A 24,497-nucleotide genomic window follows, 5' to 3' on the forward strand; every position below is an offset into this window, starting at 1 on the left:
ACTGAAGTGACGGCGCGCTTTTCGGTGTGGTGCGATTCAGTTTTCTGACAACTGGAACTCAGGTCAGCGCGGGCTCGGCGAGACGGAGGAGGTCGTCGGCCTCCGCTGCCGCCGCCGCGAGCCGATCGTTCTCGGCACGCAGACGCGTGATCTCGAATTCCAGTGCCTGAACCCTGGCACGCAGTCGGGTGACCTCGTCGAGCAGACGCCGGTCGGACGCTGCACCTACGTGGCCGTAGAGGGCCTTCGCCATGCTGAACTCCTCGATATGCGCTGCCGGAAAGGCCGGCCAACGCGCGCCCATGATGTTCGCGGCTACCATTCCCGCTGTGTATCGGGGCATGGCTGGGCGCGACTGGCGACACCTACATATTGAGCCGAACCCCCCTCCTTCGTCAAGTTGCCGCAGGCCGTAGATCATCTCCACGTCGGCCGGGCCACTCGTCGGGGGGCTGCCACAAGGGCGCGGACACGCTCTGTCCGGACGCCTTCACTGTACGCCCGGGTGCCCGGGAACGCGTCACCCTTCCCGTCGGCTTCGCCTTAACTCTTTCTTAGCCACGTTGCCGCTGCTCGGGACGCGCCCGTAGCGTCACCCCGGCCCGCAACCGACCCGTGGAGGGGACAGGCGTGTACCGCTGGACCGACCCGATCGACCCGGACGACGCCGCCCGGCGCCCGGAGCCGCCGACCGACCAGGGTCCGGCGTGGCTCACCGACCGGCCCGAGCCGCGGTCGTCGTACCTCTTCGGGGACGAGTCCGGACAGCCGCCCGCCGGCCACCTGCCGCCCACCCTCGACGCCGGCCCCTACGGCGACGCCGCCCGGCCCGGCCCCGGCCCGGCCGCGTTCCCCGGCCCCGCCGACGCCCAGCCGGGCTACGAGCAGCGGAGCTACGGTCAGCAGGGCTACGACCAGCAGGGCTACGACCAGCAGAGCTACGAGCAGCGGGGCTACGACCAGCAGGGCTACGACCAGCGGGGCTACGAGCAGCGGGGCTACGAGCAGGCGGGCCACGGTCACGCCGCCGCGCAGTCGGCGCACGACCCTCGGGCGGCGTACCCGCCGGCCGACAGCTACCCGGCGGGCCGGGACCGCTGGAACGGCGAGGAGCGGGCCGGCGGGTGGGAGCAGCCCACTGCGGCCTGGCAGCCGGTGACCGACACCCCGGCCGACGACGACGGCCGGCACCGGCCGAAGCGGCGGCTGTCCCGTCCGTTCGTGATCGGTGGCGCCGCCGCCGCGGCCACCCTCGTGGTGAGCCTGGGCGTGGGCGCGGTGCTGCTGCCCGGCGACGACCGGTCGGCCGAGCGGACCGCCGCGGACGCTCCGGTGGCCGCCGCCCCGTCGTCGACCGGGGAGACCGACGCCACACCGTCCCCGGACGCGCTCGCCTCCGGGTCGGCGTCCGCCAGCCCGTCCGCCGCGCCGACCAGCGCCAGGCCGAGCCCGACGAAGAAGGTCGCGCCGAAGCCGAGCCGGACCACCGCCCCGTCGCGCCAGCAGCAGCGCAGCAGCGCGCCGAGCGGCACCACCGCCCGGACCACCTCCTCGGGCGGGCTCAGCGCCGAGTTGCGGCAGGTCGTCGACCTGGTCAACCAGGAGCGGGCCAAGGCCGGCTGCAAGGCCCTCGGCGTCGACACCAAGTTGACGCTCGCCGCCCAGCGGCACAGCCAGGACCAGGCCGACCACAAGACCATGACGCACGACGGCAGCGACGGCAGCGACGTCGGGAAGCGGCTCGACCGGGTCGGCTACGCCTGGCGGGCGTACGGCGAGAACGTCGCCTGGAACCAGCAGAGCCCGGCCGCGGTCATGGACGCCTGGATGAACTCCCCCGGTCACCGGGCCAACATCCTGAACTGCTCGTTCACCGAGATCGGCGTGGGCGTGGCGCGCAGCAACGGGCCGTACTGGACGCAGGACTTCGGCACTCCGCGCTGACCGGCGCGTCGTGACCGGGCCGGCGCTCGTTGACCGGTCGGGGGTGGCGTCGGGCCGCCCGCGTCCGGGGAGCTGTCGATGCGGATCCGGCCGGCGTACGCCGTGCCGCGCTCCCGGCCGGTCCGCGTCCGCCGACGGGGACCGCGCCGGGGCGTGGCGCTGGCGTTGACCGCGCTACTGCTCGCCCCGGCCGCCTGCCGGGAACAGCTCGCCCCGCCGCCGGGCGCCCCCACCTCGTGGCCGGCCGCGCTGGCCCGTCGCTGGGCGTGGCAGTGGCAGCTCACCGGCCCGGTCGACGTCTCGGTCGCGGCGGACGTCTTCCTCCTCGACCCGGTCGCCACCACCTCGACCGAGACCGCCGCCCTGCGGGCCAAGGGTCGCCGGCTGGTCTGTCAGGTCCGGGTCGGCACGTACGCGACAGGCGACCCGGACGCCACCCGCTTCCCGGTTGCGGTGCGCGGCGCGGCGGTGCCGGGTCGGCCCGGGAGCCGGTTCCTGGACGTCCGGCGCTGGGACGCGCTGGAGCCGGTGCTGGCCGACCGGTTCCGGCTCTGCCGGGGGAAGGGCTTCGGCGCGGTGGCGCTGTCCGACGTGGACGGCTTCCGGCACCGCTCCGGGTTCCCGCTCGGCTTCGACGAGCAGGTGCTGTTCAACCGTCGGCTGGCCGGGCTGGCCCGACGGTTCGACCTCTCCCCCGGCCTGGTCGACGACGTGACGCAGGTGGCCGCGCTGGCGCCCGACTTCGACTTCGCGGTCAACCAGGAGTGCGTCCGCCGACGCGAGTGCGCGAAGCTGCTGCCGTTCGTTGACGCCGGCAAGCCGGTCTTCCACGTCGAGTACGTCGGCGAGCCGGCCACGTTCTGTGTCACCTCGGTCGGCTACGGCTTCGCGTCGATGCGCAAGGACCGACGCCTGGACGCCTGGCGGGAGCCCTGCCCGCTGCCGTGAACGCGGCGCCGCCCCCGCCGGTTGTGGGGCGGGGGCGGCGCCGAGGCGTCCTCGGGGTGGGGGTCAGCCGGCGCTCGCGCCGGTGGTCGAGGTCGGGCTGTCGGCGCCGCGCTGCGACGGCACCCCGGCCTGTTCGGCGCTGAGCGGGGTGGCCAGATCCTCCAGGGACTTCCCTTCGGCCCTGACGCCGAGCGCCAACTCCACCAGACCACCGATGATCATGATGGAGGCGCCGATGACGAACGCGAGCACGGTGTCGCCGACCTGGCCGCTGCCGACCAGCTTGGCGAAGAGCAGCGGGCCGGTGATGCCACCTGCGGCGGTGCCGATCGCGTAGAAGAACGCGATCGCCATGGCCCGGGTCTCCATCGGGAAGATCTCGCTGACCGTCAGGTACGCCGCGCTGGCCCCGGCGGAGGCGAAGAAGAGCACCACGCACCAGCAGGCGGTCATGGTCACCGCGCTGAGCACGCCGGAGTGGAACAGCCAGGCGGTGCCGAGCAGCAGCACGCCCGAGCCGATGTACGAGCCGGCGATCATCGGCACCCGACCGACCGTGTCGAACAGCTTGCCGAGCAGCAGCGGGCCGAGCAGGTTGCCGACCGCGATGACCGCGAAGTAGTAGCCACTGCTGCCGGGCGGGACGTCGAAGAAGGTCTGCAGGATCTGGGCGAAGCCGAACGTGATCGCGTTGTAGAGGAACGCCTGCCCGATGAAGAGCGAGAAGCCCAGCGTGGCGCGCTTCGGGTAGCGGCGGAACAGCGTCTTCGCGATCTCCAGGAAGTTCGTGCTCTTCCGCTGCCGGATCTCGATGTAGTTGTCGGCCTCGGCGAGGTCCTTGCCGGTCTCCCGCTCCACCTCGGCCTCGACCGAGTCGACGAGGTGGTTCGCCTCGTCCGCCCGGCCGTGGATGAACAACCAGCGTGGGCTCTCCGGCACGTGCCGACGGACCAGCAGGATCACCACGCCGAGCACCGCGCCCAGGCCGAACGCCACCCGCCAGCCGAGGTTGGTCGGCAGGCCGTTGAGCAGCGGTACGGTCAACAGCGCGCCGAGCGCCGCGCCGAGCCAGAACGTGCCGTTGATGATGATGTCGATCCGGCCGCGGTGGCGGGCCGGGATCAGCTCGTCGATGGCCGAGTTGATGGCCGCGTACTCACCGCCGATGCCCATGCCGGTGAGGAACCGGAACAGGAAGAACCACCAGGTGTCGAACGAGAGCGCGGTGAGCGCGGTGGCCACCAGGTAGAGCCCGAGCGTCAGCAGGAACAGCTTCTTGCGACCGAACCGGTCGGTGAGCCACCCGAAGAAGAGCGCACCGGTGCACGCGCCGGCCACGTAGAGCGCGGCGGCCAGGCCGGTGACCTGGCTCTGGGTGATGTCCAGGCCGCTGCCCGGCTCGGCCAGCTTCCCGGAGAGGTTGCCGACGATGGTCACCTCGAGGCCGTCGAGGATCCACACCGTGCCGAGACCGATCACGATCATCCAGTGCCAGCGGGACCACGGCAGCCGGTCGAGGCGGGCCGGGACGTTGGTCCGTACGGTGCCGGTCGACACGTCGGTGCTCATGACGCGCGCCGGGGAGATGTGGAGGCCGGGGCGGGAGTAAGCGCCTCCGGCGAGAGCTGTTCATCCATGGCCGCCCAGATGCCCCACCGCTCGGCGCGTTAATCCTGCCGCGTTTCCGGCCTCGACGTCGCGAATTCCCGGCACTCTCCGTGTTCCTCGGCCGCGAAGGAAGACATCGGAGCGATATACCGGAGAGGCATAATTATGACCCTGAGGTATATCGCTGAAAAGCGGATGTCGTCCACCGGCCGGCAGTCGACCGACCGGAGCACGCGCCGCCGGACCAAGCCGACGCCGCCGGACCAGGCCGACCAGCCAGGCCGGACCCGCCCCGGCCGAAAGCCGGCTGGGGTGGTCCGGCCCGGTCGGGTCAGCGGGCGCCGACCAGCTCCGGCGCCGGCGCGGGCGGCGGCTCGACCGGCGGGACGGCCACCCGACGGCGCAGGAAGCGCGGCGCCCACCAGTTCGCGTCGCCCAGCAACGTCATCACCGACGGCAGCACCACCGCGCGGATGATCGTGGCGTCCAGCAGGATCGCCGCCGCCAGCCCGATCCCGAGCTGCTTGAAATCGATCATGCTGAGCGTGGCGAAGATCGAGAAGACCCCGACCATCACGATCGCCGCGCTGGTCACCACCGGGGCCGAGGAGGTGATCCCGTACGCGACCGCCTCCCGGTTGGGCATGCCCCGGTCGACCGCCTCGCGGATCCGGCTGACCACGAAGACGTGGTAGTCCATGGAGAGCCCGAACAGCACCACGAACAGGAACAGCGGCAGCCAGGTGACGATCGCGTCCATCGAGGTGAACCCGAGCAGCCCCTCCGCCCAGTGGCTCTGGAAGACCAGCACCAGCAGCCCGTACGCGGCGCCGACGGAGAGCAGGTTCAGCAGGATCGAGGTGAGCGCCACCACCACCGACCGGAACGTCCAGGCCATCACCAGGAACGTCAGCGCCAGCACGAACGCCGCGACCACCGGCAGCTTCGCCCAGATGTGGTCGGCGTAGTCCTCGCTGGCGGCCACCCCGCCGCCGACCGCGTACTCCACGCCCGGGACGCCGCCCAACGCGGCCGGCACCAGGTCCTCGCGCAGCTCGTGCAGGGACCGGGACGCCTCCTCCGAGCGGCTGGCGAACGGGGTGGCCACCTCCAGCACCGACACCCGCCGGTCCGCCGACACCCTGATCTCCGGGCCGTCCCCCTCGGCCGGCGCGAAGAGCGGGTCGGTGGCGGCGCGGGCGGCCAGGCCGGTGAGCGCGGCCCGCACCCGGTCGGCCTGGTCGGCTGGCGCCCGCACGGCCACCGTGTGGCTGGTGCCGTTGCTCGGGAAGGCCGCCGCGAGCCGGTCGTACGCCTGCATCGCGGCCGTGGTGCGCGGCACGTCCTCGGTGCCGGGGAACTTCAGCTTCATGCCGAGCGCGGGCGCGGCCAGGGCGAGCAGCAGCGCGACCGAGACCAGCAGGGTGGCCACCGGCGCGCGCAGCGCGGGCCGGAGCACGGCCGGCCAGAAGCGGGGACGCCGCCCGGGACGCGGGGTGGTGAGCCGCCACAGCAGCGGCACCCGGGGCCGGTCCACCCAGCGGCCCAGCTTGGCCAGCAGCGCCGGCAGCACGGTCAGCGAGCCGAGCACCGCCACCGCGACCACCAGGATCGAGCCGACGGCCAGCGACGAGAAGATGGCGTCCTGGGCGAGCAGCAGGCCGGCCATCGAGATGATCACGGCGGTGCCGGAGACCACCACGGCGTGCCCGGAGGTCTCCGCCGCGATCTCCACCGCGTCCAGGCCGGATCTCCCCCGGGCCCGTTCCTCACGCTCGCGCCGCACGTAGAACAGCGAGTAGTCCACGCCCACCGCCATGCCGATCAGCAGGATGACGCTGGCCGTGGTGTCGGTGGCCGGCACCAGGTGGGAGGCGAGCGTGGAGAGGCCCATCGCGGCGGCCACCGAGGAGAGGGCGAGCAGCACCGGGACGCCGGCGGCGATCAACGCGCCGAACGCGATGATCAGGATGGCCAGCGTCACCGGCAGGCTGAGCAGCTCGGCCCGCTTGAAGTCCTTGCCGAGCGTGTCGTCGAGCGCCTTGTCGATCGACGGGCCGCCGACCTCCTCCACCCGCAGCTGCGGATGGGCCGCCTGCACACCGGCGGTGGCGTCCCGCAGTGGCTGCACCCGGTCCCCGGCGGTCGCCGGGTCGCCGGACATGGTGATCGGCAGCAGCAGCGCGCTGCCGTCCCGGGACGGCAGCGGCGTACCGACCGACGCGACGCCCTCGACCTGCCGCAGCCGGCCCGCGGCGTCCTGCGCGGCGGCCTTCGCCGCGGCCGGGTCGAGCGCGCCCGACCGGGCGGTGATCAGCACGTTCTCGGTGGCCGCCTGGTGGAAGCCGCCACTGTCGACGATCAGCTCGGCCCGCCCGAACTCGCCGATCGCCTGATCCGCGTCGGTGGCCTCGTTCAGCCCGGCGGCGTTGCCGCCGACGAAGCACACCGCCACGAACACCACCCACAGCGCGATGGCCCGCCACGGATGCTCCGCACTCCACCGTGCCACCCGCACGGTCACCGGTCGCCTGCCCATATCCGGGTACCCCTCCAGACGTCGGCCCCGTGCCGACGTCTGCCGACGCTAGGCAGCCGGCGGAGCCCGGACATCCGGGAACGGCCCCGGCTCCTCCCCGATGGGGCGGGCCCTACCAGGCGGCCGGAACCGGCCGCGCCGGCCGGGCGAAAAAGGGCATTTCAGGGTACGGTGCGGCGGGCCCCCGGGCACCGTCCGGCGCAGCACACCGGCGCAACCCCGAACCGACTCGGGGTCATCCCCGGAGGCTGCCCCGGGGCCGTGGCTGGCACCGCGGGCAACTGTAGGAGGAGCGGTTCATGAACGCCTCCCGCCGGATCGGCGCGCCGCAACGCGGGCAGGGCTCGCCCTCGCGGCCGTACGCGTTCAACGACCGGTCGAAGTAGCCGCTCTCCCCGTTGACGTTCACGTACAGCTCGTCGAAGCTGGTGCCGCCCTGCTTGATCGCCTCGCCGAGCACGTCCCGCACGTGGCCGAGCAGCCGCAGCGCCGCCGGCCGGGTCAGCGCGTCGGTCGGCCGGGCGCCGTGCAGCTTCGCCCGCCACAGCGCCTCGTCGGCGTAGATGTTGCCCACGCCGGAGATCAACGTCTGGTCGAGCAGCGCCCGCTTGATCTCCGTACGCCGGCGGCGCAACGCGGCCACGAACCCGTCGTCGGAGAACTCCGGGTCCATCGGGTCCCGGGCGATGTGCGCGATCTCGGCCGGCAGCTCCGCCCCACCCTCGGAGACCGACAGCCCGCCGAACGTGCGCTGGTCCACGAAGCGCAGCTCCGGACCGTCGTCGGCGAACCGGAACCGGACCCGCAGGTGCAGCTCGTCGGCCGCGCCCACCGGTTGCAGCAGCAACTGCCCGGACATGCCCAGGTGGCCGATCACCGCGTCCCCGCTGTCCAGCGGCAGCCAGAGGTACTTGCCCCGGCGGCGTACGTCGGTGATCGTCCGGCCGGCCAGCACGTCGGCGAAGTGCGCGCCGCCCGGCGCGTGCCGGCGTACCGCCCGGGGGTGGCGCACCTCGACGGCGGCGATCCGCCGGCCGACCACCCACTCGGCCAGGCCCTGCCGGACGGTCTCCACCTCGGGCAGCTCAGGCACGGCCGGCGCCCGCCTCGGCGTCCTCCGGGTCGACCGCCAGCTCCGCGTCGGCCGCCGCCGCCTCCGCCCGCGCGGCGGCCTCCGCCTGCTCGGTGAGCATCCGCCAGGCCGACTCGGCGGCCCGCTGCTCGGCCTCCTTCTTGCTGCGCCCCTCCGCGCCGCCGTACCGGTTGCCGGCCACCACCACCCAGGCGGTGAACGTCTTCAGGTGGTCCGGCCCGGTGCCCTCGATCCGGTACTCCGGAACACCCAGCCCCAGCGCGGCGGTCAACTCCTGGAGGCTGGTCTTCCAGTCCAGCGCCGCGCCCCGGCCGGCCGACTCCGCCATCAGCGGGTCGAAGAGCCGGTGGATCACGATGGCGGCGGTGTCCAGGCCGTACTGGAGGTAGATGGCGCCGAGCAGCGCCTCCAGCGTGTCCGCCAGGATGCTCGCCTTGTCCCGGCCGCCGGTGGCCTCCTCACCCTTGCCCAGCAGGAGGTAGGCGCCCAGCCCGTCCGGGCCCAGGCCGCGCGCCACGTCGGCCAGCGCGCGCATGTTGACCACGCTGGCCCGCAGCTTCGCGAGCTGCCCCTCGGGCAGGTCCGGGTGGTTGTGGAAGAGCGCGGTGGTGATCACCACACCGAGCACCGAGTCGCCCAGGAACTCCAGCCGCTCGTTGGTGGGCAGGCCGCCGTTCTCGTACGCGTACGAGCGGTGGGTCAGGGCGCGTTCCAGCAGCTCCGGGTCGAGCGACACCCCGAAGGCCGCCTCCAGGTGGCTGACGGGCGCACGCCGCCGCTTGTCGTTGGTCATGGTGCTACCTCGGTGTCGTTGCGGTCAGGTGCGGGATCGTGCGGGATCTCGGCGAGCAGGGCACGGACCGTGCCGGCGGCGTCGCGACGCCAGAGGTGGGCGGCCAGCGCGATGCCCGAGGCCACGTCGTCCGGGCCGGCCGCGCCGTGGCACACCACCACGGTGCCGGCCACGCCGAGCAGGGCCGCCGCACGCGGTGCGCCGCCGCTGAGCGGTGGCCCGCCGGCCATGGCGTACGCGCCCTCGATGGCCTTGAGCAGGACGTTGCCGGTGAAGCCGTCGGTCACCACCACGTCGGCGCGGGCGCCCAGGGAGAGGTCGTACCCCTCGACCAGGCCGACGTAGCGGGCGCCGCAGGGCAGCGGCACGGCGGCGAGCGCCGGGTCGGCGGCCCGGCGCAGGCGGTCACCCTTGCCGGCCTCGTGGCCGACGGAGAGCAGCCCCACCCGGGGCGCGACGACGCCGTGCGCCACGGCCGCGTAGGCGGCGCCGAGGACGGCGTGCCGGGCCAGCGTGGCGGGGCCGGGTTCGAGCGTGCCGCCGACGTCCAACAGCACCACCGGCCCGGCGACGGCCGGCAGCGTGGCGACCAGCGCGGGTCGGCGTACCCCGGTCCAGCGGCCCAGGCCGAGCGCGGCGGCGGTGACGGTGGCCCCGGTCGAGCCGGCGGAGACCACGGCGTCGGCGAGCCCGTCGTGGACGGCCTGCACGGCCGTGCGTACCGTGCTCTCGCCGCGGGCGGCGGTCGGATGGTCGGCCATGCCGACGGCGGCCCGCACCGGGCGGACCGTGACCCGGGCGCGGTGCGCCGGGTCGAGCGCGGCGAGCAGCCCGTCGGCCACCTCGATCGGGCCGACGAGCATCAGGCGCAGGTCAGGGTCGGTGCGCACCGCCCGCAGAGCGCCGTCAACCACGACGGCGGGAGCATCGTCCCCGCCGAGGAGGTCGACGGCGATCCGCGCGGTGCCCGGCTCCGTCGGCCCGCCGGCCGGGGAACGGCCGGCGGCGGAGGGAGCCGGGGCACCGGGCGTGAGCCGTGGTGCGCGCGCCGCCCGACCGGTGGTCGGGGGCGTCACTCGGCGTCCAGGTCAGACCTCGAGAACCTGGCGGCCGTTGTACGTGCCGCAGACGGAGCAGGCGGTGTGCGGCAGCTTCGGCGACTTGCACTGCGGGCAGGCAACGGTGGACACCGCCGTGGCCTTCCAGTTCGCCCGGCGGGCGCGGGTGTTGCTGCGCGACATCTTGCGCTTGGGGACGGCCACGGTTCCTACTCCTCTGTACGGGTCAGTTGCGACAGGCCCGCCCAACGCGGGTCGACCTGCTGGTGACTGTGGTCGGCCGGCAGATCGTCCCAGTGCACCCCACACTCGGGGCACAGCCCTGGGCAGTCCTCCCGGCAGAGCGGGTTGGTCGGCAGTGCGAGCACCACCGCGTCCCGCAACGCCGGCTCCAGGTCGATCAGATCGCCCTGCATCCGGCCCACCTCGTCCTCGTCGGTCGTCTCGTCCGTGGTGCTGTCCTCGTACGCGTACAGCTCCTGGAGGTTCACGACCACCGAGTCGTCGATCTCGCGCAGGCAGCGACCGCACTCGCCCTTGACGGGACCGGTGACGGTCCCGGAGACGAGCACGCCCTCGGACACCGACTGCAACCTCAGGTCGAGGTCGAGGTCCGCGCCCGCCGGCACGCCGATCAACTCCACGCCGAGGTCCGCCGGTGCCGCCACGACCCGCCGGTGCTCACGCAACGCGCCAGGGCGACGCGGCAGGTCCCTCGTGTCGAGGACCAGCGGCGCCCTGGGGTCGAGTTGGCGAGGCGAATGTTTGGGCATAGTCAGACTCCGGCCGGTGAGAGGCCGACAAAAAAGGTTACCTGGGAGACCGGCGGACCGTCGAACCGGGGGCGTGTCCGCCCCGGCCCGGCGGCAGCCGGCTGTCGGCGACCGGCCCGCGCGCCGCTCAGAAGGGTAGCGGGCGGTCGGCCTCGTCCCCACCGAAGGTGCCGATCTCGCGCAGCGCGTGCATCTTGTCCCGGCCGCGCTCTATCGAGGCCAACGCCCGGGTGAGGAACTGCTCGAAGTTGGCCAGCGCGGTGTCGACGTAGTCGTCCACCTCCTCGCGGAGGCGCTGCGCCTCGGCCCTCGCCTCGGCGATGATCCGGGCGCCCTCGTGCTCGGCGGAGACGGTGATCTCGTTCACCGAGACCAGCCGGGCGTGTTCCGCCTCACCCTCGCTGATGATCCGGTCGGCCTCGCGCTTGCCGGCCTCCATGATCTTGTCCCGCTCCTCCAGCAGCGCGGCGGCCCGGCGCAGGTCGGCGGGGAGCTCGGCGCGCAGCTCGTCGAGCACGGCGATCATCTCGCCGCGGTCGACCATGCAGTTGTTCCGCGACATCGGGACGGAGCGGGCCTGCTCCACCATGGCGATCAGTTCGTCGATGCGATCGAGCGGGTCCACCGGCGCCTCACTCCTGTCTTCGTCGGCCGCCCTCCATGATGCGGCCTGCGCCCGGTTTCGGCGCTGCACCCATCATGTCGCGCCCCGCCCACTCCCGTCCCACCCCGCCCCACCCGACGCGCCGCCGCGCCCCGCCCCCCGCCTCGTTGATCATGCGCTTTCCGCCCGGACATTCGCCGCAGAAGGGGCAAACCTAGGGCCGAAAGTTCAAGATCAACGCGGTGGGGTGGGGCGGAGGCGGGTGACGAGTTGCTCGCGGACCAGGTCGGGGACGTGGGCGGAGATGTCGCCGCCCCACTTGGCCACGTCCTTGACCAGGCTCGAGGAGAGGAACGAGTAGAGCGGGTTGGTCGGCATGAAGAGCGTCTCCACGCCGGCCAGGCCGATGTTCATCTGGGCCATCTGCAACTCGTAGTCGAAGTCGCTGACCGCCCGCAGACCCTTGATCAGCACGCTCGCCTGCTGGTCGCGGCAGAAGTCGACGAGCAGGCCACGGAACGACTCCACCCGGACGTTGTCGTACGAGGCGGTCACCTCGCGGAGCATCGTGATCCGCTCCTCGACCGTGAACAACCCCTGCTTCGACTGGTTCACCAGCACGCCGACGATCACCTCGTCGAAGAGCCGGCTGGCCCGGCCGACGATGTCGAGGTGACCATTGGTGACCGGGTCGAACGAGCCCGGGCAGACCGCACGTCTCATGATCGGCGACCGTACCAAAGGGTGGTCTCGCCGTAGCGGCGGCTGCGTTCCGGCGTGACGCCCTCCACCCAGCCGACCGGCCCGGAGCGGCGGGACCGCTCGACGACCACCAGCGCGTCCGGGGCGAGCCAGTCGCCGTCGACCAGCGCGGCCAGCATCGCGGTGATCTCCGCGTCCGGCACCGCGTACGGCGGGTCGGCGAAGACCGCGTCGTACGGCCCGCCGTCCGGTCCGGCCGCCAGCACGCCGGCCACCTTGCCGGTGACCAGACGGGCGGCCGGCGCGGCCCGGAGCGTGGCGATGTTCTCCCGGATCACCCGGGCGGCCCGGGCGTCCGACTCGACCAGCAGCACGTGCGCCGCGCCCCGGGACAGCGCCTCCAGCCCCACCGCTCCGGAGCCGGCGAACAGGTCGGCGAAGCGCGCCCCGGCCAGGTCGAGATCGGCCTGCACGGCGCTGAACAGCGCCTCCCGCACCCGGTCCGAGGTCGGCCGGGTGCCGGCGCCGGGCGGCGCGGCGATCCGCCGCCCACCGAACGTGCCGGCCACGATCCGGGTCATCGCCGTTCCCTGCGCATGCCCCGACGCTACGCGACCCGGCGACGGACGGTCGGGCCACCCGGCGCAACGACCCGTGACCCCGCGTACATCAATGATCTCAAATTCATAACGGACCGTTTACGACCCGTCGATCCCGGTCCCACCCGTCGTGTCGATCTCGCTAGGGTCTGCCCGGTTGCCGCGCCGACGCGTGACTCCGGTCCGTCCGCCGCACCCCTCTCCGCACCTCCCCTCATCAGGAGAAGACGTGAACCGTCTCAACCTCCGGCGTGCCGCCGTCCTCACCGCCGGCGCGCTGATCGGCCTCGCGGGCGTCGCCACCGTCGCCGCCCCCGCCGCGGCCCACCACCCCGAACCGTCCGGCAGCTTCTGCGCCACCAAGGACGGCAAGGTCACCGTCACCTGGTCGGTGATCAGCAGCGAGACCGACATCTCCGGCCGCATCACCAAGCTCGAGTCCACCGTGCCCGGTGACGTCACCGGCGGCCTGGCCGTCGGCGCGGAGCTGAAGCCGGCCGGCGAGGGCCCGCTGACCGGCACCCAGACCCACACGTTCGCCGGCGCCATCCCCGAGCTGAAGCTGACCGTCGGGGCGCACTGGGAGCGGGGCCGGCAGTCGCACGACGGTGAGCGCACCGTGGTGGCCCGGCCCAGCCGCAACTGCGAGGTCGCGGAGAGCCCGTCGCCGTCGCCCAGCTCGCCGTCGCCCAGCGCCACGCCGGAGCCGACCCGGTCGCCGGAGCAGCCCACCCCCACGCCGTCCGCCTCCACGCCGCCGAGCCCGTCCGCGACGCCGAGCGTGACGCCGTCCGCCCCGGCCGAGCCGGCGGAGCCGATCTTCAAGCTGGACCAGGACTGCGACTCGATGACCTTCATCGTGGAGAACCCGGCGAAGGGCATCCCCTTCACCGCCACGCTGACCACCGAGAAGGGCGTCACCAAGAAGCTCGTCTCCGCGCCGGGCAAGACCACCTCGGTCGAGTTCGACGCCTACCGCGGCCTCAAGGTCACCGTGAAGTACGACGTGGTCGCCGACGCCGAGACCATCCCGTACACCCAGCCGGAGGACTGCTCCGGCCAGGGCGGCGGCCTGCCGGTGACCGGCCCGGCCGCCGGCGCCATCATCGGCGGCGCCGTGCTGCTGCTGGCCGCCGGCGCGGTGCTGTTCGTGGTGGCCCGTCGCCGCCGGATCCGCTTCACCGCTGCCTGATCCACCCGCACCGCCGTCGAGGGCGCGTCGACCACCCGGTCGGCGCGCCCTCGCCGCGCGTGATCCCCGCCGGCCGGTGCCATTTTCGCCGCGCCGGCGTCGATCAGGAGCGGTCCCTGTCGAGCACCGACGTGACGGCGGCCGGGTCGACCTCGGCGTGGTTGGTCAGCAGCACCAACCGCTGGTCGGTGTCGGGCAGCCAGGCGGCGAACGCCTTGTAGCCGCCGTTGTCCCCGGAATGGTGGACCGCCCGCCGGCCGGCCAGCGCGCCGACGAAGAAGCCGTAGCCGTACGCCTCGCCGGGGCGGCCGGTCGGCGCGTGCGGGGCGGTCAGCGCCGCCACCGACGCCGGGGTGAGCAGCCGGCCGCGGCGCGGCACGTCGAGCCAGGCGAGCAGGTCCGCGCCGGTGCACCAGACATCGCCCGCGCCCAGGCTCACGGTCGCCAGGTCCCAGGACGGCACCGGCCGGCCACCCTCGTGCCCGACCGCCACGTCCGGCCGGCCGCCGGCCGGGCCGGCGAAACTGCCCGCCATGCCGAGCGGCGTGAAGACCTCCTCGGCCAGGAAACCGGCGTACGGACGGCCGGTGGCCCGCTCGACGGCCCGGGCCAGCAGCACGTAGCCGGGGCTGCTGTAGTGCCAGCCGGCCCCCGGCCGGAACAGCGGCGGCACGGCGGCGAACGCGGCGAGCAGGGCGTCCGGCTCGGCCGGCCCGGCCAGGTCGACCGCCGGATACTCCGGCCAGTGGCCCAGGCCCGAGGTGTGGGTGAGCAGGTGGTGCAGCGTGATGCCGGACCACGCCGGCGGCGGGTCGGGCAACCACCGCGTGACCGGATCGGTCAGGCGCAGCACGCCCCGCTCGGCGAGCAGCAGGACCGCGACGGCCGCCATCTGCTTGCTGATCGAGGCGATCTGGAACCGGGTGGCCGGGGTGCAGGGCACTCCGGTGGCCTCGTCGGCGGTGCCGCTGACATCGTCCACCAGGAGTTCGTCGCCCCGGGCCAGCAGCAGCACACCGCGATCGTGAAGGAACGCTGACATCCGGCGAAGCCTAGGCGCATCCGGCCGACCCGTGGGGTCAGCCCTTCTCGAGGTATTCGGCACGCTCGGAGTCGACGAGCGCGGCCACCGAGGCGGCCAGCGCCGGGTGCCGGGCCAGCTCCGGATCGTCCGCGACCAGCGTGATCGCCTCGGCGCGGGCGTCCCGGATCAGCTCGGTGTCGCGAAGCAGCGACAGCAGCCGCAGGTGCGAGCGCCGGCCGGACTGCGTCGCGCCGAGCACGTCGCCCTCCCGGCGCTGCTCCAGGTCGAGCTCGGCCAGCTTGAACCCGTCGGTGGTGGAGGCCACCGCATCCAGCCGCTCCCGGGCCGACGAGCCCTCGGCCGCCTCGGTGACCAGCAGGCAGAGCCCGGCGGCCGAGCCACGACCCACCCGGCCGCGCAACTGGTGCAACTGGGAGACGCCGAACCGGTCGGCGTCCAGCACGATCATCACGGTGGCGTTGGGCACGTTCACGCCCACCTCGACCACCGTGGTCGCGACCAGCACGTCCAGGTCGCCGGCGGCGTACGCGCGCATCACCGCGTCCTTCTCGTCGGCCGGCAGCCGCCCGTGCAGCACGCCGATCCGCACCCCGTGCAGCGGCCCGTCGGCGAGCAGCGGGGCCACCTCAGTCACCGCCAGCGGCGGCCGGCGACCGTTGTCGTCCTCCCGCGGCGCCTCCTCGTCCGAGACCGGACCTTCGCCGATCCGGGGGCAGACCACGTACGCCTGGTGCCCCTTGCCGACCTCCTCCCGCAGCCGGCGCCAGGCCCGGTCGAGGAACGCCGGCTTCTCGGCGGCCGGGACCACGTGCGAGGCGATCGGCGAGCGCCCCTGCGGCAACTGGGAGAGCGTGGACGTCTCCAGGTCGCCGTAGACGGTCATGGCGACCGTGCGCGGGATCGGGGTGGCGGTCATCACCAGCACGTGCGGCGGCTGCTCGGCCTTGGCGCGCAGCGCGTCCCGCTGCTCCACGCCGAAGCGGTGCTGCTCGTCCACCACCACCAGGCCCAGGTCGGCGAAGTCGACGCCCTCGTAGAGCAGGGCGTGCGTGCCGAGCACGATGCCGGCCCGCCCCTCGGCCACCTCGGCCAGCGCGCGCCGTCTGGCCGCCGCGCCCAGCGAGCCGGTGACCAGCTCCACCCGGGTGGCGTCGTCGGCGGCGCCCAGCTCACCGGCCTGGCCGAGCGGGCCGAGCAACTCCAGGATGCCGCGGTGGTGCTGGGCGGCGAGCACCTCGGTCGGGGCGAGCAGCGCGGCCTGGCCACCGGCGTCGACCACCTGGAGCATGGCGCGCAGCGCCACCACCGTCTTGCCGGAGCCCACCTCGCCCTGGAGCAGCCGGTGCATCGGGTGCGCGGTGGCCAGGTCGGCGGCGATCTCCCGCCCGACCACCTGCTGGCCGGGAGTCAGCTCGTACGGCAGCCGGGCGTCGAACGCGTCCAGCAGGCCACCGGCCCGGGCCGGTCGGGCCCGCGCCGGTGACGCCGACGCCCGGTGCTTGCGCTGCGCCAGGGTGAGCTGGACGGCGAAGGCCTCGTCCCACTTGAGTCGGCGGCGGGCCCGGTAGAGCGCCTCCTTGCTGGTCGGCCGGTGGATCTCGCGCAACGCGTCGCCGATGCCGGCCAGGTTGCGGGTGGCCCGCACGCCTGCCGGCAGCGGGTCGTCCGGTGGGGTGAACGTGTCCAGCACCACGCGTACGCAGCGGGCGATCACCCAGGTCGGCACCGCCGCCGCGGCCGGGTAGACCGGGATCAGCGCGCCGGCGAACTCCTCGACCTCCTCGTTGGCCGCCGCCTCGCCGTCGCCGCCCTCGCCGAGCAGGACGTACTCCGGGCCGTTGAGCTGCCGCTTGCCGCGGAACTCGGTCACCTTGCCGGCGAACAGCCCCCACCGGCCCGGTCGCAGCTCCCGCTCCCGCCACGCCTGGTTGCCGAAGAAGGTGCAGGTCAGCACGCCGCCGGAACCGTCGCCGACGGTCACCTCCAGCAGGTTGCCGCGCCGCTGGCGCATCGGCCGGACCGCGGTGCGCTGCACCTGGGCCAGCACGGTGACCTGCTCCCCCACGTCGAGCGAGCGGATGTCGGTGTGCTCGCCGCGCTCGTCGTAGCGACGCGGGAAGTGGTAGATCAGGTCGCCGGCGGTGTGCAGGTCGAGGTGACCGGCCAGCGCCTTCGCGGTCTTCTCCCCCACCAGCTTCTTGAGCGGGGTGTCCACCGTCGACGGTTCGCTCGTCATTCGACCCCCAGCAGGAGCGGGTAGTGCGGCTGGCCGCCCTCGTACGCCTGCACCTCGACGAACGGCCAGGACCGTTCGACGTGGGCGCGCACCCGGTCGGCCAGCCCGGCCGGGGCGTCCGCCCCGCAGAGCAGCGTGACCAGCTCGCCGCCGCCGCCGAGCATCCGGTCGACCACGGCGGTGCAGGTGTCGGTCAGATCCTGCCCGATCAGGTGCACCTCGCCCTCCACCAGGGCCAGCACGTCACCCGGCCGGCACGGGCCGGCGACGGTGAGCGCCTCCCGGCCGGCGTGGCAGACCTCGGCGTAGCGGCAGGCGCCGGCGGCCTCGGCCATCGCGATCACGTCGTCCTCGAAGCGCCGCTTGGGGTCGCGGACGGCGAGCGCGGCGAGCGCCTGCACCGGGGAGCGGGTGGGCACCACGCTGACCTTGACGCCGAGGCGGTGCGCCTCCTTCGCCGCCGCGCTCGCCACCGACTGCGTGTTCGGGTCGTTGGGCAGCACCACCACCCGGGCCGCGCCGGTGGCCCGGACCGCGTCGAGCAGCTCGCCGGTGGACGGGTTGGCCGGCACCACCACCGCGCCCTCGGCGGCGAACAGCTCGGCGATGCCGGCGCCGGTCGCCACCACCACGGCGGCCCGGCCGCCGGACGGCGCGGGCGGCGGCACGGGCGCCGGGGCGGCGCGGTCGGCGAAGCGGGTCACGGTGATCCGGCGGGGCCGGCCGGCGACCACGCCCGCCTCCACCGCGGCCCCGACGTCGTTGACGTGCACGTGCACGTTCCAGGTGCCGGCGCCGTCACCGACCACCGCCAGGGAGTCGCCGAGCGCGGCCAGCTCGCCGCGCAGCCGCGCCACCGCCTCGTCGGTGGCGTCGAGCAGGTACTGCACCTCGTAGGCGTACGCGTCGGAGCCGGTCTCCCGGACGGCGACCTCGGGTCGGTGGAGCGCGGCCGGCGCGGGCGCCGGTCGGTCGGGGCTCTCCCCGGTGATCACCTCGACCAGCGCGTCGAGCAGCAGGCAGAGCCCGCGCCCGCCGGCGTCGACCACCCCGGCGCGGGCCAGCTCGGGCAGTTGCTCCGGGGTGCGGGCCAGCGCCTGCGCGGCCGCCTCGGACGCGGCGTGGGCCACCGTGCGCAGGTCGTCGCTGTCCGCCCGCTGGGCCGCGCGGGCCGCGGCGGCGACCACGCTGAGCAGCGTGCCCTCGACCGGCCGGGCGACCGCGGCGTAGGCGGCGGTGGTGGCGTCGGCGAGCGCGCCGGCGAGCTGCCGGCCCCGGACCGCCGGCGCGGCGGCGAGCGTGTCGGCGAGGCCGCGCAGGATCTGCGAGAGGATCACCCCGGAGTTGCCCCGCGCGCCGAGCAGCGCGCCCCGGGCCATCAGCCGCAGCGCGTGCCCGTGCGGGGTGTGCCCGTCGTCGGGGAGGGTGCCGAGGTCCATGGCCAGGGCCTGCTGGGCCGAGGTGAGCGTGAGCACCAGGTTGGTGCCGGTGTCGCCGTCCGGCACCGGGTAGACGTTCAGGTCGTCGATCTCGCCCTGGTGCCGCTGGAGGGCGGCCAACCCGCTCGTGCACCAGCGGCGCACCGCGGCGGCGTCGAGGGTGTCCAGCACGTCGGGAAGCCTACTGGCGCGCACCGACACGCGCCGGGGCGTCCGGCGTGTCCGCCCGGCGCGCTGGCCCGGGCCGGCCGGCCGGTACGCTGGGCGGGCTCGGCGAAGGGCCGGTTGGGCGTACGGACCGGCATCGGGTAACCTGACCAGGTTGCCCGGGCTGCGACTGCCGGCGACCTCATGAACGTATCAATCCCAGGAGTATCCCGTGGCTAGCGTGTGCGACGTCTGTGGCAAGGGGCCGGGCTTCGGCCACAACGTGCCCTGGTCCAAGAAGAAGACCAACCGCCGCTGGAACCCGAACATCCAGTCGGTGCGTACCCCGGCCGGTGGTGGCACCACCAAGAAGTTGCAGGTCTGCACCTCGTGCATCAAGGCCGGCAAGGTCACCCGCGCCTGACGCGGCAGCCCCACCCCGAGCATCGTCGGTCGCCGGCGGACCCTGAGGGTCCGCCGGCTTCTGTCGTGCCCGTCGGTCGCGGCGACGGACCGCGCCCCGACCGGCTGGCTCCCGCCGGTTAGGGTGCTGCTGCGCCGGCCGTCCGGTTCCGGCGCGAACCGTGGGGAGGGACGACCGGTGGACCTCGATCTGGGTCGCGAGCAACTGGTGGTGGTGGGCGGGTCGTTCGGCTCGTTGCGCTGGTTCGACCAGGAGCTGCCGGCCGGCAGCGTGGTGCTGGTCGAGGAGCCGGACGTGATCCGCCGCCGCGACCTGGCCCGGTTCGCCGACGAGCTGCCGCTGATCGGCCGCCTGGTCGCGGCGGAATACCAGACCGGCCTGGACGTCGACGCCCTCCTCGCCCGCGAGCCCGGCCTGGCCGGCGCGCGGCTGGTGCTGCCCGGCCTGGAGTACGCGGTCGCCGCCACCGCCCGGCTGGCCGACCGGCTCGGTCTGCCCGGCGCCGGGGCGACCGCCGCGGACATCTTCTCCGACAAGCACCGGATGCGGCTGCTCGCCGACGAGGTCGGTCTGGCCAACCCCGCCTACGAGCTGGTCGACGACCCCGGCCGGGCGGCCGCGTTCGCCCACGCGCACGGCGGCCGGTGCGTGCTCAAGCCCACCCGCCGCTCGGGCAGCCTCGGCGTGCAGCTCATCACCGACCCGGCCGAGGTGCCGGCCCGGTGGGCGGCCAGCGCCACCCCGCCGGAGCCGGCCGAGGCCACCGCGGGCCTGCCCACCGGCGTGCTGGTCGAGGAGCTGCTGGTCGGCTCCGAGCACAGCGTGGAGCTGCTGGTAGCCGGCGGCGAGGTGATCTTCGCCAACGTCACCGACAAGCGGGTCGCCGGTGGCCGCCACCCGGTGGAGACCGGGCACACCGTGCCGTCCGCGCTGCCGCCGGCCGAGCACGACGCGTTGCGGTCGGCGGCGGTACGCCTCGCCGGGGCGGCCGGCTTCGGCAGCGGCATGCTGCACAGCGAGTGGATCCTGGTCGACGGCGTGCCGACGCTCGTGGAGTGCGCCGCCCGGATGCCCGGCGACATGATCACGGCGCTCATCTCGATCGCCTACGAGCGGGACGTCATCGAGGCGTACCTGCGGGTGCTGCGCGGCGAACGGCCGACGTTGCCGCGGCGGCCGACCGGCGCGGCGGCGATCGAGTTCCTGACCGCCCCACCCGGCCGGGTCACCGCTGTGGACGGCCGGCGGGCCGCGCTGCGCGTGCCGGGTGTGCTCGACGTGCAGGTCGAGACGAAGGTCGGGCAGACCGTGCCCGAGCTGCTCTCCTCGGCGCACCGCAGCGGGCACCTGATGGCCTGGGGCGCGACGCCGGACGAGGCGGCGGTCGCCGCCCGCCGGGCCGCCGCGGAGATCCGCATCACCGTCGGCTGACGGCGGCGGCGGTCAGAGGGTACGGCCGAACGACAGGCAGCCCGGCGCGTCCCGGTAGTAGCCGAAGTTCGGGATCCGCTCGTAGCCGGCCGAGGTGTACATGGCGATCGCCTCGGGCTGCTTGTCGCCGCACTCCAGCACGATCCGCTTCCGGCCGGCGTCCCGGGCGGACCGCTCGATCGCGGCGAGCACCGAACGGGCCACCCCCCGCCCCCGGGCGGCCGGCGCGGTGTACATCCGCTTCAGCTCGGCCTCATCGCCGTCCGCGCCGTGGCTGCGCCAGCCGCCGCAGCCCACCGGCTGCCCGTCCAGGTAGGCGACCAGGAACGCGCCGTCCGGCGGGTCGAACTCGGCGGCGTCGACGGGCGTCTCGTCGCCGCTGCCGCCGTACCGCGCGCCCAGGTCGGCCAGGGCCGCCCGGATCAACGCCTGCGACTCGGGCGCGTCGAAGCGCCGCGGGAGGATCTCGATCTCGCTCACCGTGCCAGGCTACGACCGGCCCGGCGCCCGGCCCGTCCGCGCCGCCGAGGTCGGACGCAGATCACTGTGGCGCAGCGTCAGCGGAAGTGGTCCCAGCCGCGCGGGCCGTCGTACCCGCCGCCGTCGACGGTGACCCCGGCGCCGTCGGTGACCCGGCCGACCGGACGCCAGCCGTCCGGCAGCGCCGCGCCCGCCGGGAACGTCGCCGCCAGGGCGTGGTCGTCGCCGCCGGCCAGGATCCAGGAGTACGCGTCGACGCCGAGCGCCTGCGCCGCGTCGCGCATCTGCCGGGGCACCTCGAACGCGTCCCGGCTCAGGTCGATCGCCACCCCGCTGGCCGCCGCCACGTGCCCCAGGTCGGCGAGCAGCCCGTCCGAGACGTCGATCATGGCGGTGGCGCCGGCCGCGGCGGCGGCCGGCCCGGCGGCGTAGGGCACCTCGGGCCGGCGGAACGCCTCGACCAGCAGCCGGGGCGTGCGGAAGCCCCGGGACAGCACGGTGAAGCCGGCCGCCGCCCAGCCGGTCCGCCCGGCGAGCGCCACCACGTCGCCCGGCCGGGCCCCGGAGCGGACCACCGGCGCGCGGCCGGCCAGGTCGCCGAGCGCGGTCACCGCGACGGTCAGCGTCGGGCTGGCGGACATGTCCCCGCCGACCACGCTCGCGCCGACCACTGCCGCCTCCGCGCCCAGCCCGTCCGCCAGTTCCTCGGCCCAGGCCGGGTCCAGGTCGGCCGGCATGCAGAGCGCGACCAGCAGCGCGGTCGGGGTCGCCCCCATGGCGGCGACGTCGGCGAGGTTGGCCGCGGCGGCCCGGTGCCCGACGTCCCGCGCCGACGACCAGTCCCGCCGGAAGTGCCGCCCCTCGACCAGCACGTCGGTGGAGGCGACCACCCGCCGGTCCGGCGCCGCCACCAGCGCCGCGTCGTCGCCGGGGCCGAGCAGGCAGCTCTCCCCGTACGACAGCCGGGCGGTCACCCGGTCGATCAGCCCGAACTCCCCGACACCCGCGACCGTCATGCCGTCCCCTCGTTCCGCTCCGTCGTCCCGCACGTCCCGACTCCCGTTCCCCGCACCGGCGTGTGCTCGCTCACCGCGTCCGCCCGACGACCGATAGGGATCACGCCCGGTCGGTACGGTAGTTTCACCCTTCGGGCCGCCCCAGGCGGCGACGGACGGAGGTCGAGTCGTGGTACAGGCGTACATCCTCATCCAGACCGAGGTCGGTCGGGCGCGTGACGTGGCCGGTCTGATCGCGGACCTTGCCGGCGTGGTGCGGGTCGACGCCGTCACCGGGCCCTACGACGTGGTCGTGCTCACCGAGGCGAACACGGTCGACGAGCTGGGCAAACTCATCGTCAGCAAGGTGCAGATGGTGCCCGGCATCACCCGCACCCTCACGTGTTCGGTGGTGCGGCTGTAAGTGGACGAGACGGAAACCACTCCGCGCCGGGACCACGGCACGCGCCGCGCCGCGCTCTGGGCCACACTGGTCGCGGTGCCGGTGACCGTGGCGGTGGCCGGCTTCACGTTCGCCAAGCTCGCGCCGGAGTCCCCGGACGCCGCGCCGAGCGCGTCGGCCAGCCCCCGGGCGCAGTCGAGCGCGCCGGTCGAGCTGCCGGCGCCGGCGCTCGCCCAGCGCCCGGGCGTCGTCTGCCGCGCGCTGGTCTCGCAGCTTCCCGACAGCGTGCGTGACCTGCGGCAGCGTCCGGTCACCGCGGGCCCGGAGCAGAACGCCGCGTACGGCGATCCGGCGCTCACCGTGGCCTGCGGCGCCACGCCGCCGGTGCGGCCCTGCCCGTCGCCCACCGGCGGCGCCACGCTGCCCGCCGGTTGTTTCCCGAACACCGACGAGGTGATCCGGGTCAACGGCGTCTGCTGGCATCCCGTGCAGGAGGCCGGCGCCACGGTGCTGACCACCGTCGACCGGGAGGTGCCCGTCCAGGTCCGGGCGCCCGAGACCTATGAGCAGCCGTTGCAGTGGGTGGTGCAGATCTCCGACGCGATCGTCAGCGCGGTGCCCTCGGCGAAGCAGGCCCCCTCGGGCTGTTCCGCGTGACGCCCACGCCGGCCCTCAGCGGCCGGCGTGGCGGTGCAGGGCGGTGCGGAGCAGGCGGTTGACCAGCTTCGGATACTCCAGCCCGCTGGCCGCCCACATCCGCGGGAACATCGAGGTCGGCGTGAAGCCCGGCATCGTGTTGATCTCGTTGAGGACGACGTCCAGCTCCGGGGTGACGAAGAAGTCGACCCGGGCCAGGCCGGAGCAGTCCAGCGCGGTGAAGGCCCGGGTGGCGTAGTCGCGCACCTGCCGGGTCACCGCCTCGGGCAGCTCCGCGGGGACGTCGTACTCGGTCACCTCGTCGGCGAAGATGTACTTGGCCTCGAAGTCGTACCAGTCGCGGTCGCCGATCATCCGCACCTCGGCGAGCACCGACGCCTCGGGCGCGCCGCCGGCCTCGCCCTCCAGCACGCCGCACTCGATCTCGCGGCCCACCACGGCGCCCTCGACCAGCACCTTGCTGTCGATCTCGCGGGCGGTGGCCAGCGCGGCGTCCAACTGCGCCCAGTCGTCGACCTTGGTGATGCCGAACGACGAGCCGGCCCGGGACGGCTTGACGAAGACGGGCAGCCCGAGGCGCTCCTTGTCCTCCTCGCTCAACGACATCCCGGCGCGCAGCACCGCGTACGGGCCGACCGGGATGCCCTCGGCCGCGCAGAGCTTCTTGGTGAACTCCTTGTCCATGGCGGCCGCGGAGGCGAACACGTTCGCCCCGACGTAGGGGATGTCCGCCATCTCCAGCATGCCCTGGATGGTGCCGTCCTCGCCGTACGCGCCGTGCAGCACCGGGAAGACCACGTCCACGTCGGCCAGCGCCACCGGGCCCTGGGTCGGGTCGAGCACCATCAGGCCGCCGGCGGCCGGGTCGGCGCGCAGCACCAGTTCGGCGCCGGAGCCGGCGGTGATCTCGGGGAGCTTGCGGTCGGCGATGGCGAGCCGGGCCGGGTCGCCGCTGGCGAGCACCCACTGGCCCTGCCGGGTGATGCCGACCGGGACGACCTCGAACTCGTCCGGGTCGAGGGCGGCCAGCACACTGCCGGCGCTGACACAGGAGATGCCGTGTTCGGGGCTGCGGCCGCCGAAGACGATCGCCACGCGGGTCTTGCCTGGGGTGGTCATGGTCACCTCATCGTTCGCGACTGCGGCTGGCCGTGCTCGCCGGTGGCGCTCACCCGGTTGACCTTACTGTGCGTCGTCGGCAGCGGTGGCCGATACCCGGGGAGAAGCGCAGCCGCGTGGCAAACGGTCAAGGTGACATATACGGTGAGTAACGGCGCGGGGGGGGGGGGGGGGGGGGGGGGGGGGGGGCCCCCCCCCCCCCCCCCCCCCCCCCCGCCACGTCGCGCCACCGCACCGACAGGGAAGCAGATGACCGGACGATTCGCCT

24 protein-coding genes are annotated in these 24,497 nt (G+C 74.3%); 7 read left to right on the plus strand and 17 right to left on the minus strand.

Annotation, left to right across the window (positions count from 1 at the left end; all coding sequences use genetic code 11):
- Positions 1-58: 58 nt before the first annotated feature.
- The gene (locus tag ACH495_RS16845) at positions 59-253 is read right to left on the minus strand and encodes a hypothetical protein (RefSeq protein WP_107156252.1); all 195 of its coding nucleotides are present in this window, start codon (positions 251-253) and stop codon (positions 59-61) included.
- A 377-nt stretch (positions 254-630) separates the two neighbouring features.
- Between ACH495_RS16845 and ACH495_RS16850 the strand changes: the two genes are divergently transcribed.
- Together ACH495_RS16850 and ACH495_RS16855 are read left to right on the plus strand one after the other, a co-directional pair.
- Positions 631-1,944 carry a CAP domain-containing protein gene (locus tag ACH495_RS16850; RefSeq protein ID WP_396858644.1) on the plus strand — a complete coding sequence of 438 codons (1,314 nt, stop codon included), beginning with the start codon at positions 631-633 and terminating at the stop codon, positions 1,942-1,944.
- 78 nt (positions 1,945-2,022) lie between these two features.
- A complete protein-coding gene (locus ACH495_RS16855; RefSeq protein WP_396858645.1) occupies positions 2,023-2,892 on the plus strand; it encodes an endo alpha-1,4 polygalactosaminidase in 870 nt (289 codons plus the stop codon).
- 63 nt (positions 2,893-2,955) lie between these two features.
- On the opposite strand, the gene ACH495_RS16860 is transcribed toward ACH495_RS16855, so the two are convergent.
- From ACH495_RS16860 to rsmD, 10 genes are all read right to left on the minus strand, one after another.
- The gene (locus ACH495_RS16860) at positions 2,956-4,461 is read right to left on the minus strand and encodes an MFS transporter (RefSeq protein ID WP_396858646.1); all 1,506 of its coding nucleotides are present in this window, start codon (positions 4,459-4,461) and stop codon (positions 2,956-2,958) included.
- Positions 4,462-4,831: 370 nt separating this feature from the next.
- Positions 4,832-7,039, minus strand: coding sequence for an MMPL family transporter (locus ACH495_RS16865; protein WP_396858647.1), 2,208 nt, complete (start codon positions 7,037-7,039; stop codon positions 4,832-4,834).
- 235 nt (positions 7,040-7,274) lie between these two features.
- Complete coding sequence (mutM, locus tag ACH495_RS16870; RefSeq protein ID WP_396858648.1) at positions 7,275-8,132, minus strand: bifunctional DNA-formamidopyrimidine glycosylase/DNA-(apurinic or apyrimidinic site) lyase; 858 nt, start codon at positions 8,130-8,132, stop codon at positions 7,275-7,277.
- Positions 8,125-8,925, minus strand: a complete 801-nt coding sequence (gene rnc, locus ACH495_RS16875; protein WP_396858649.1) for a ribonuclease III — start codon at positions 8,923-8,925, stop codon at positions 8,125-8,127. The genes mutM and rnc overlap by 8 nt, the downstream gene beginning before the upstream one ends.
- On the minus strand, positions 8,922-9,881 hold the full coding sequence (locus ACH495_RS16880; protein ID WP_396858995.1) for a phosphate acyltransferase PlsX: 960 nt from the start codon (positions 9,879-9,881) through the stop codon (positions 8,922-8,924). Before ACH495_RS16880 ends, rnc begins: the two co-directional genes overlap by 4 nt.
- A gap of 132 nt (positions 9,882-10,013) precedes the next feature.
- Positions 10,014-10,187 carry a 50S ribosomal protein L32 gene (rpmF, locus tag ACH495_RS16885; RefSeq protein WP_396858650.1) on the minus strand — a complete coding sequence of 58 codons (174 nt, stop codon included), beginning with the start codon at positions 10,185-10,187 and terminating at the stop codon, positions 10,014-10,016.
- Between the two features lie 5 nt (positions 10,188-10,192).
- Positions 10,193-10,756: a YceD family protein gene (locus tag ACH495_RS16890; RefSeq protein ID WP_396858651.1), complete on the minus strand. Its 564-nt coding sequence runs from the start codon at positions 10,754-10,756 to the stop codon at positions 10,193-10,195.
- 127 nt (positions 10,757-10,883) lie between these two features.
- Positions 10,884-11,381: a hypothetical protein gene (locus tag ACH495_RS16895; RefSeq protein ID WP_262014767.1), complete on the minus strand. Its 498-nt coding sequence runs from the start codon at positions 11,379-11,381 to the stop codon at positions 10,884-10,886.
- A gap of 213 nt (positions 11,382-11,594) precedes the next feature.
- Positions 11,595-12,083, minus strand: coding sequence for a pantetheine-phosphate adenylyltransferase (gene coaD, locus ACH495_RS16900; protein ID WP_396858652.1), 489 nt, complete (start codon positions 12,081-12,083; stop codon positions 11,595-11,597).
- Positions 12,080-12,643 (minus strand): 16S rRNA (guanine(966)-N(2))-methyltransferase RsmD, encoded by a 564-nt coding sequence (gene rsmD / locus ACH495_RS16905; RefSeq protein WP_396858653.1) that lies wholly within the window; start codon positions 12,641-12,643, stop codon positions 12,080-12,082. Before rsmD ends, coaD begins: the two co-directional genes overlap by 4 nt.
- A 247-nt stretch (positions 12,644-12,890) precedes the next feature.
- Between rsmD and ACH495_RS16910 the strand changes: the two genes are divergently transcribed.
- Positions 12,891-13,853, plus strand: a complete 963-nt coding sequence (locus ACH495_RS16910; protein ID WP_396858654.1) for a cell wall anchor protein — start codon at positions 12,891-12,893, stop codon at positions 13,851-13,853.
- A 103-nt stretch (positions 13,854-13,956) separates the two neighbouring features.
- Here ACH495_RS16910 and ACH495_RS16915 read toward each other — a convergent pair whose 3' ends face one another.
- From ACH495_RS16915 to ACH495_RS16925, 3 genes are read right to left on the minus strand one after another with little or no spacing between them, the layout of a single operon-like run.
- The gene (locus tag ACH495_RS16915) at positions 13,957-14,895 is read right to left on the minus strand and encodes a serine hydrolase domain-containing protein (protein WP_396858655.1); all 939 of its coding nucleotides are present in this window, start codon (positions 14,893-14,895) and stop codon (positions 13,957-13,959) included.
- 37 nt (positions 14,896-14,932) lie between these two features.
- Complete coding sequence (recG, locus tag ACH495_RS16920; RefSeq protein ID WP_396858656.1) at positions 14,933-17,134, minus strand: ATP-dependent DNA helicase RecG; 2,202 nt, start codon at positions 17,132-17,134, stop codon at positions 14,933-14,935.
- Entirely contained in the window at positions 17,131-18,744 is a 1,614-nt protein-coding gene (locus tag ACH495_RS16925) for a DAK2 domain-containing protein (RefSeq protein WP_396858657.1), read from the minus strand. Before ACH495_RS16925 ends, recG begins: the two co-directional genes overlap by 4 nt.
- A 208-nt stretch (positions 18,745-18,952) precedes the next feature.
- Between ACH495_RS16925 and rpmB the strand changes: the two genes are divergently transcribed.
- Both rpmB and ACH495_RS16935 read left to right on the plus strand, forming a co-directional pair.
- Entirely contained in the window at positions 18,953-19,144 is a 192-nt protein-coding gene (gene rpmB, locus ACH495_RS16930) for a 50S ribosomal protein L28 (RefSeq protein ID WP_046569512.1), read from the plus strand.
- Positions 19,145-19,321: 177 nt separating this feature from the next.
- Complete coding sequence (locus tag ACH495_RS16935; protein WP_396858658.1) at positions 19,322-20,575, plus strand: ATP-grasp domain-containing protein; 1,254 nt, start codon at positions 19,322-19,324, stop codon at positions 20,573-20,575.
- A 12-nt stretch (positions 20,576-20,587) separates the two neighbouring features.
- On the opposite strand, the gene ACH495_RS16940 is transcribed toward ACH495_RS16935, so the two are convergent.
- On the minus strand, positions 20,588-21,055 hold the full coding sequence (locus tag ACH495_RS16940) for a GNAT family N-acetyltransferase (protein ID WP_396858659.1): 468 nt from the start codon (positions 21,053-21,055) through the stop codon (positions 20,588-20,590).
- Positions 21,056-21,132: 77 nt separating this feature from the next.
- Complete coding sequence (locus tag ACH495_RS16945) at positions 21,133-22,071, minus strand: thiamine-phosphate kinase (protein ID WP_396858660.1); 939 nt, start codon at positions 22,069-22,071, stop codon at positions 21,133-21,135.
- A gap of 169 nt (positions 22,072-22,240) precedes the next feature.
- Between ACH495_RS16945 and ACH495_RS16950 the strand changes: the two genes are divergently transcribed.
- Together ACH495_RS16950 and ACH495_RS16955 are read left to right on the plus strand one after the other, a co-directional pair.
- Positions 22,241-22,474 (plus strand): Lrp/AsnC ligand binding domain-containing protein, encoded by a 234-nt coding sequence (locus tag ACH495_RS16950; RefSeq protein ID WP_013284547.1) that lies wholly within the window; start codon positions 22,241-22,243, stop codon positions 22,472-22,474.
- Positions 22,475-23,110 carry a DUF3515 family protein gene (locus ACH495_RS16955; RefSeq protein ID WP_396858661.1) on the plus strand — a complete coding sequence of 212 codons (636 nt, stop codon included), beginning with the start codon at positions 22,475-22,477 and terminating at the stop codon, positions 23,108-23,110.
- A gap of 15 nt (positions 23,111-23,125) precedes the next feature.
- Here ACH495_RS16955 and ACH495_RS16960 read toward each other — a convergent pair whose 3' ends face one another.
- Positions 23,126-24,229: a D-alanine--D-alanine ligase family protein gene (locus ACH495_RS16960; RefSeq protein WP_396858662.1), complete on the minus strand. Its 1,104-nt coding sequence runs from the start codon at positions 24,227-24,229 to the stop codon at positions 23,126-23,128.
- Positions 24,230-24,497: the final 268 nt, after the last annotated feature.

Origin of the sequence: Micromonospora sp. NPDC018662 (genome assembly GCF_044391475.1) — a bacterium.
Lineage (GTDB): Bacteria > Actinomycetota > Actinomycetes > Mycobacteriales > Micromonosporaceae > Micromonospora.

Bases quoted from the DNA above. Each gene is read 5' to 3' on its own strand.
- ACH495_RS16845 (WP_107156252.1), bottom strand. From the start codon at position 253: ATGGCGAAGGCCCTCTACGGCCACGTAGGTGCAGCGTCCGACCGGCGT.
- ACH495_RS16855 (WP_396858645.1), top strand. From the start codon at position 2,023: ATGCGGATCCGGCCGGCGTACGCCGTGCCGCGCTCCCGGCCGGTCCGC.
- ACH495_RS16860 (WP_396858646.1), bottom strand. From the start codon at position 4,461: ATGAGCACCGACGTGTCGACCGGCACCGTACGGACCAACGTCCCGGCC.
- ACH495_RS16865 (WP_396858647.1), bottom strand. From the start codon at position 7,039: ATGGGCAGGCGACCGGTGACCGTGCGGGTGGCACGGTGGAGTGCGGAG.
- rnc (WP_396858649.1), bottom strand. From the start codon at position 8,925: ATGACCAACGACAAGCGGCGGCGTGCGCCCGTCAGCCACCTGGAGGCG.
- ACH495_RS16890 (WP_396858651.1), bottom strand. From the start codon at position 10,756: ATGCCCAAACATTCGCCTCGCCAACTCGACCCCAGGGCGCCGCTGGTC.
- coaD (WP_396858652.1), bottom strand. From the start codon at position 12,083: ATGAGACGTGCGGTCTGCCCGGGCTCGTTCGACCCGGTCACCAATGGT.
- rsmD (WP_396858653.1), bottom strand. From the start codon at position 12,643: ATGACCCGGATCGTGGCCGGCACGTTCGGTGGGCGGCGGATCGCCGCG.
- ACH495_RS16915 (WP_396858655.1), bottom strand. From the start codon at position 14,895: ATGTCAGCGTTCCTTCACGATCGCGGTGTGCTGCTGCTGGCCCGGGGC.
- recG (WP_396858656.1), bottom strand. From the start codon at position 17,134: ATGACGAGCGAACCGTCGACGGTGGACACCCCGCTCAAGAAGCTGGTG.
- ACH495_RS16945 (WP_396858660.1), bottom strand. From the start codon at position 22,071: ATGACGGTCGCGGGTGTCGGGGAGTTCGGGCTGATCGACCGGGTGACC.
- ACH495_RS16960 (WP_396858662.1), bottom strand. From the start codon at position 24,229: ATGACCACCCCAGGCAAGACCCGCGTGGCGATCGTCTTCGGCGGCCGC.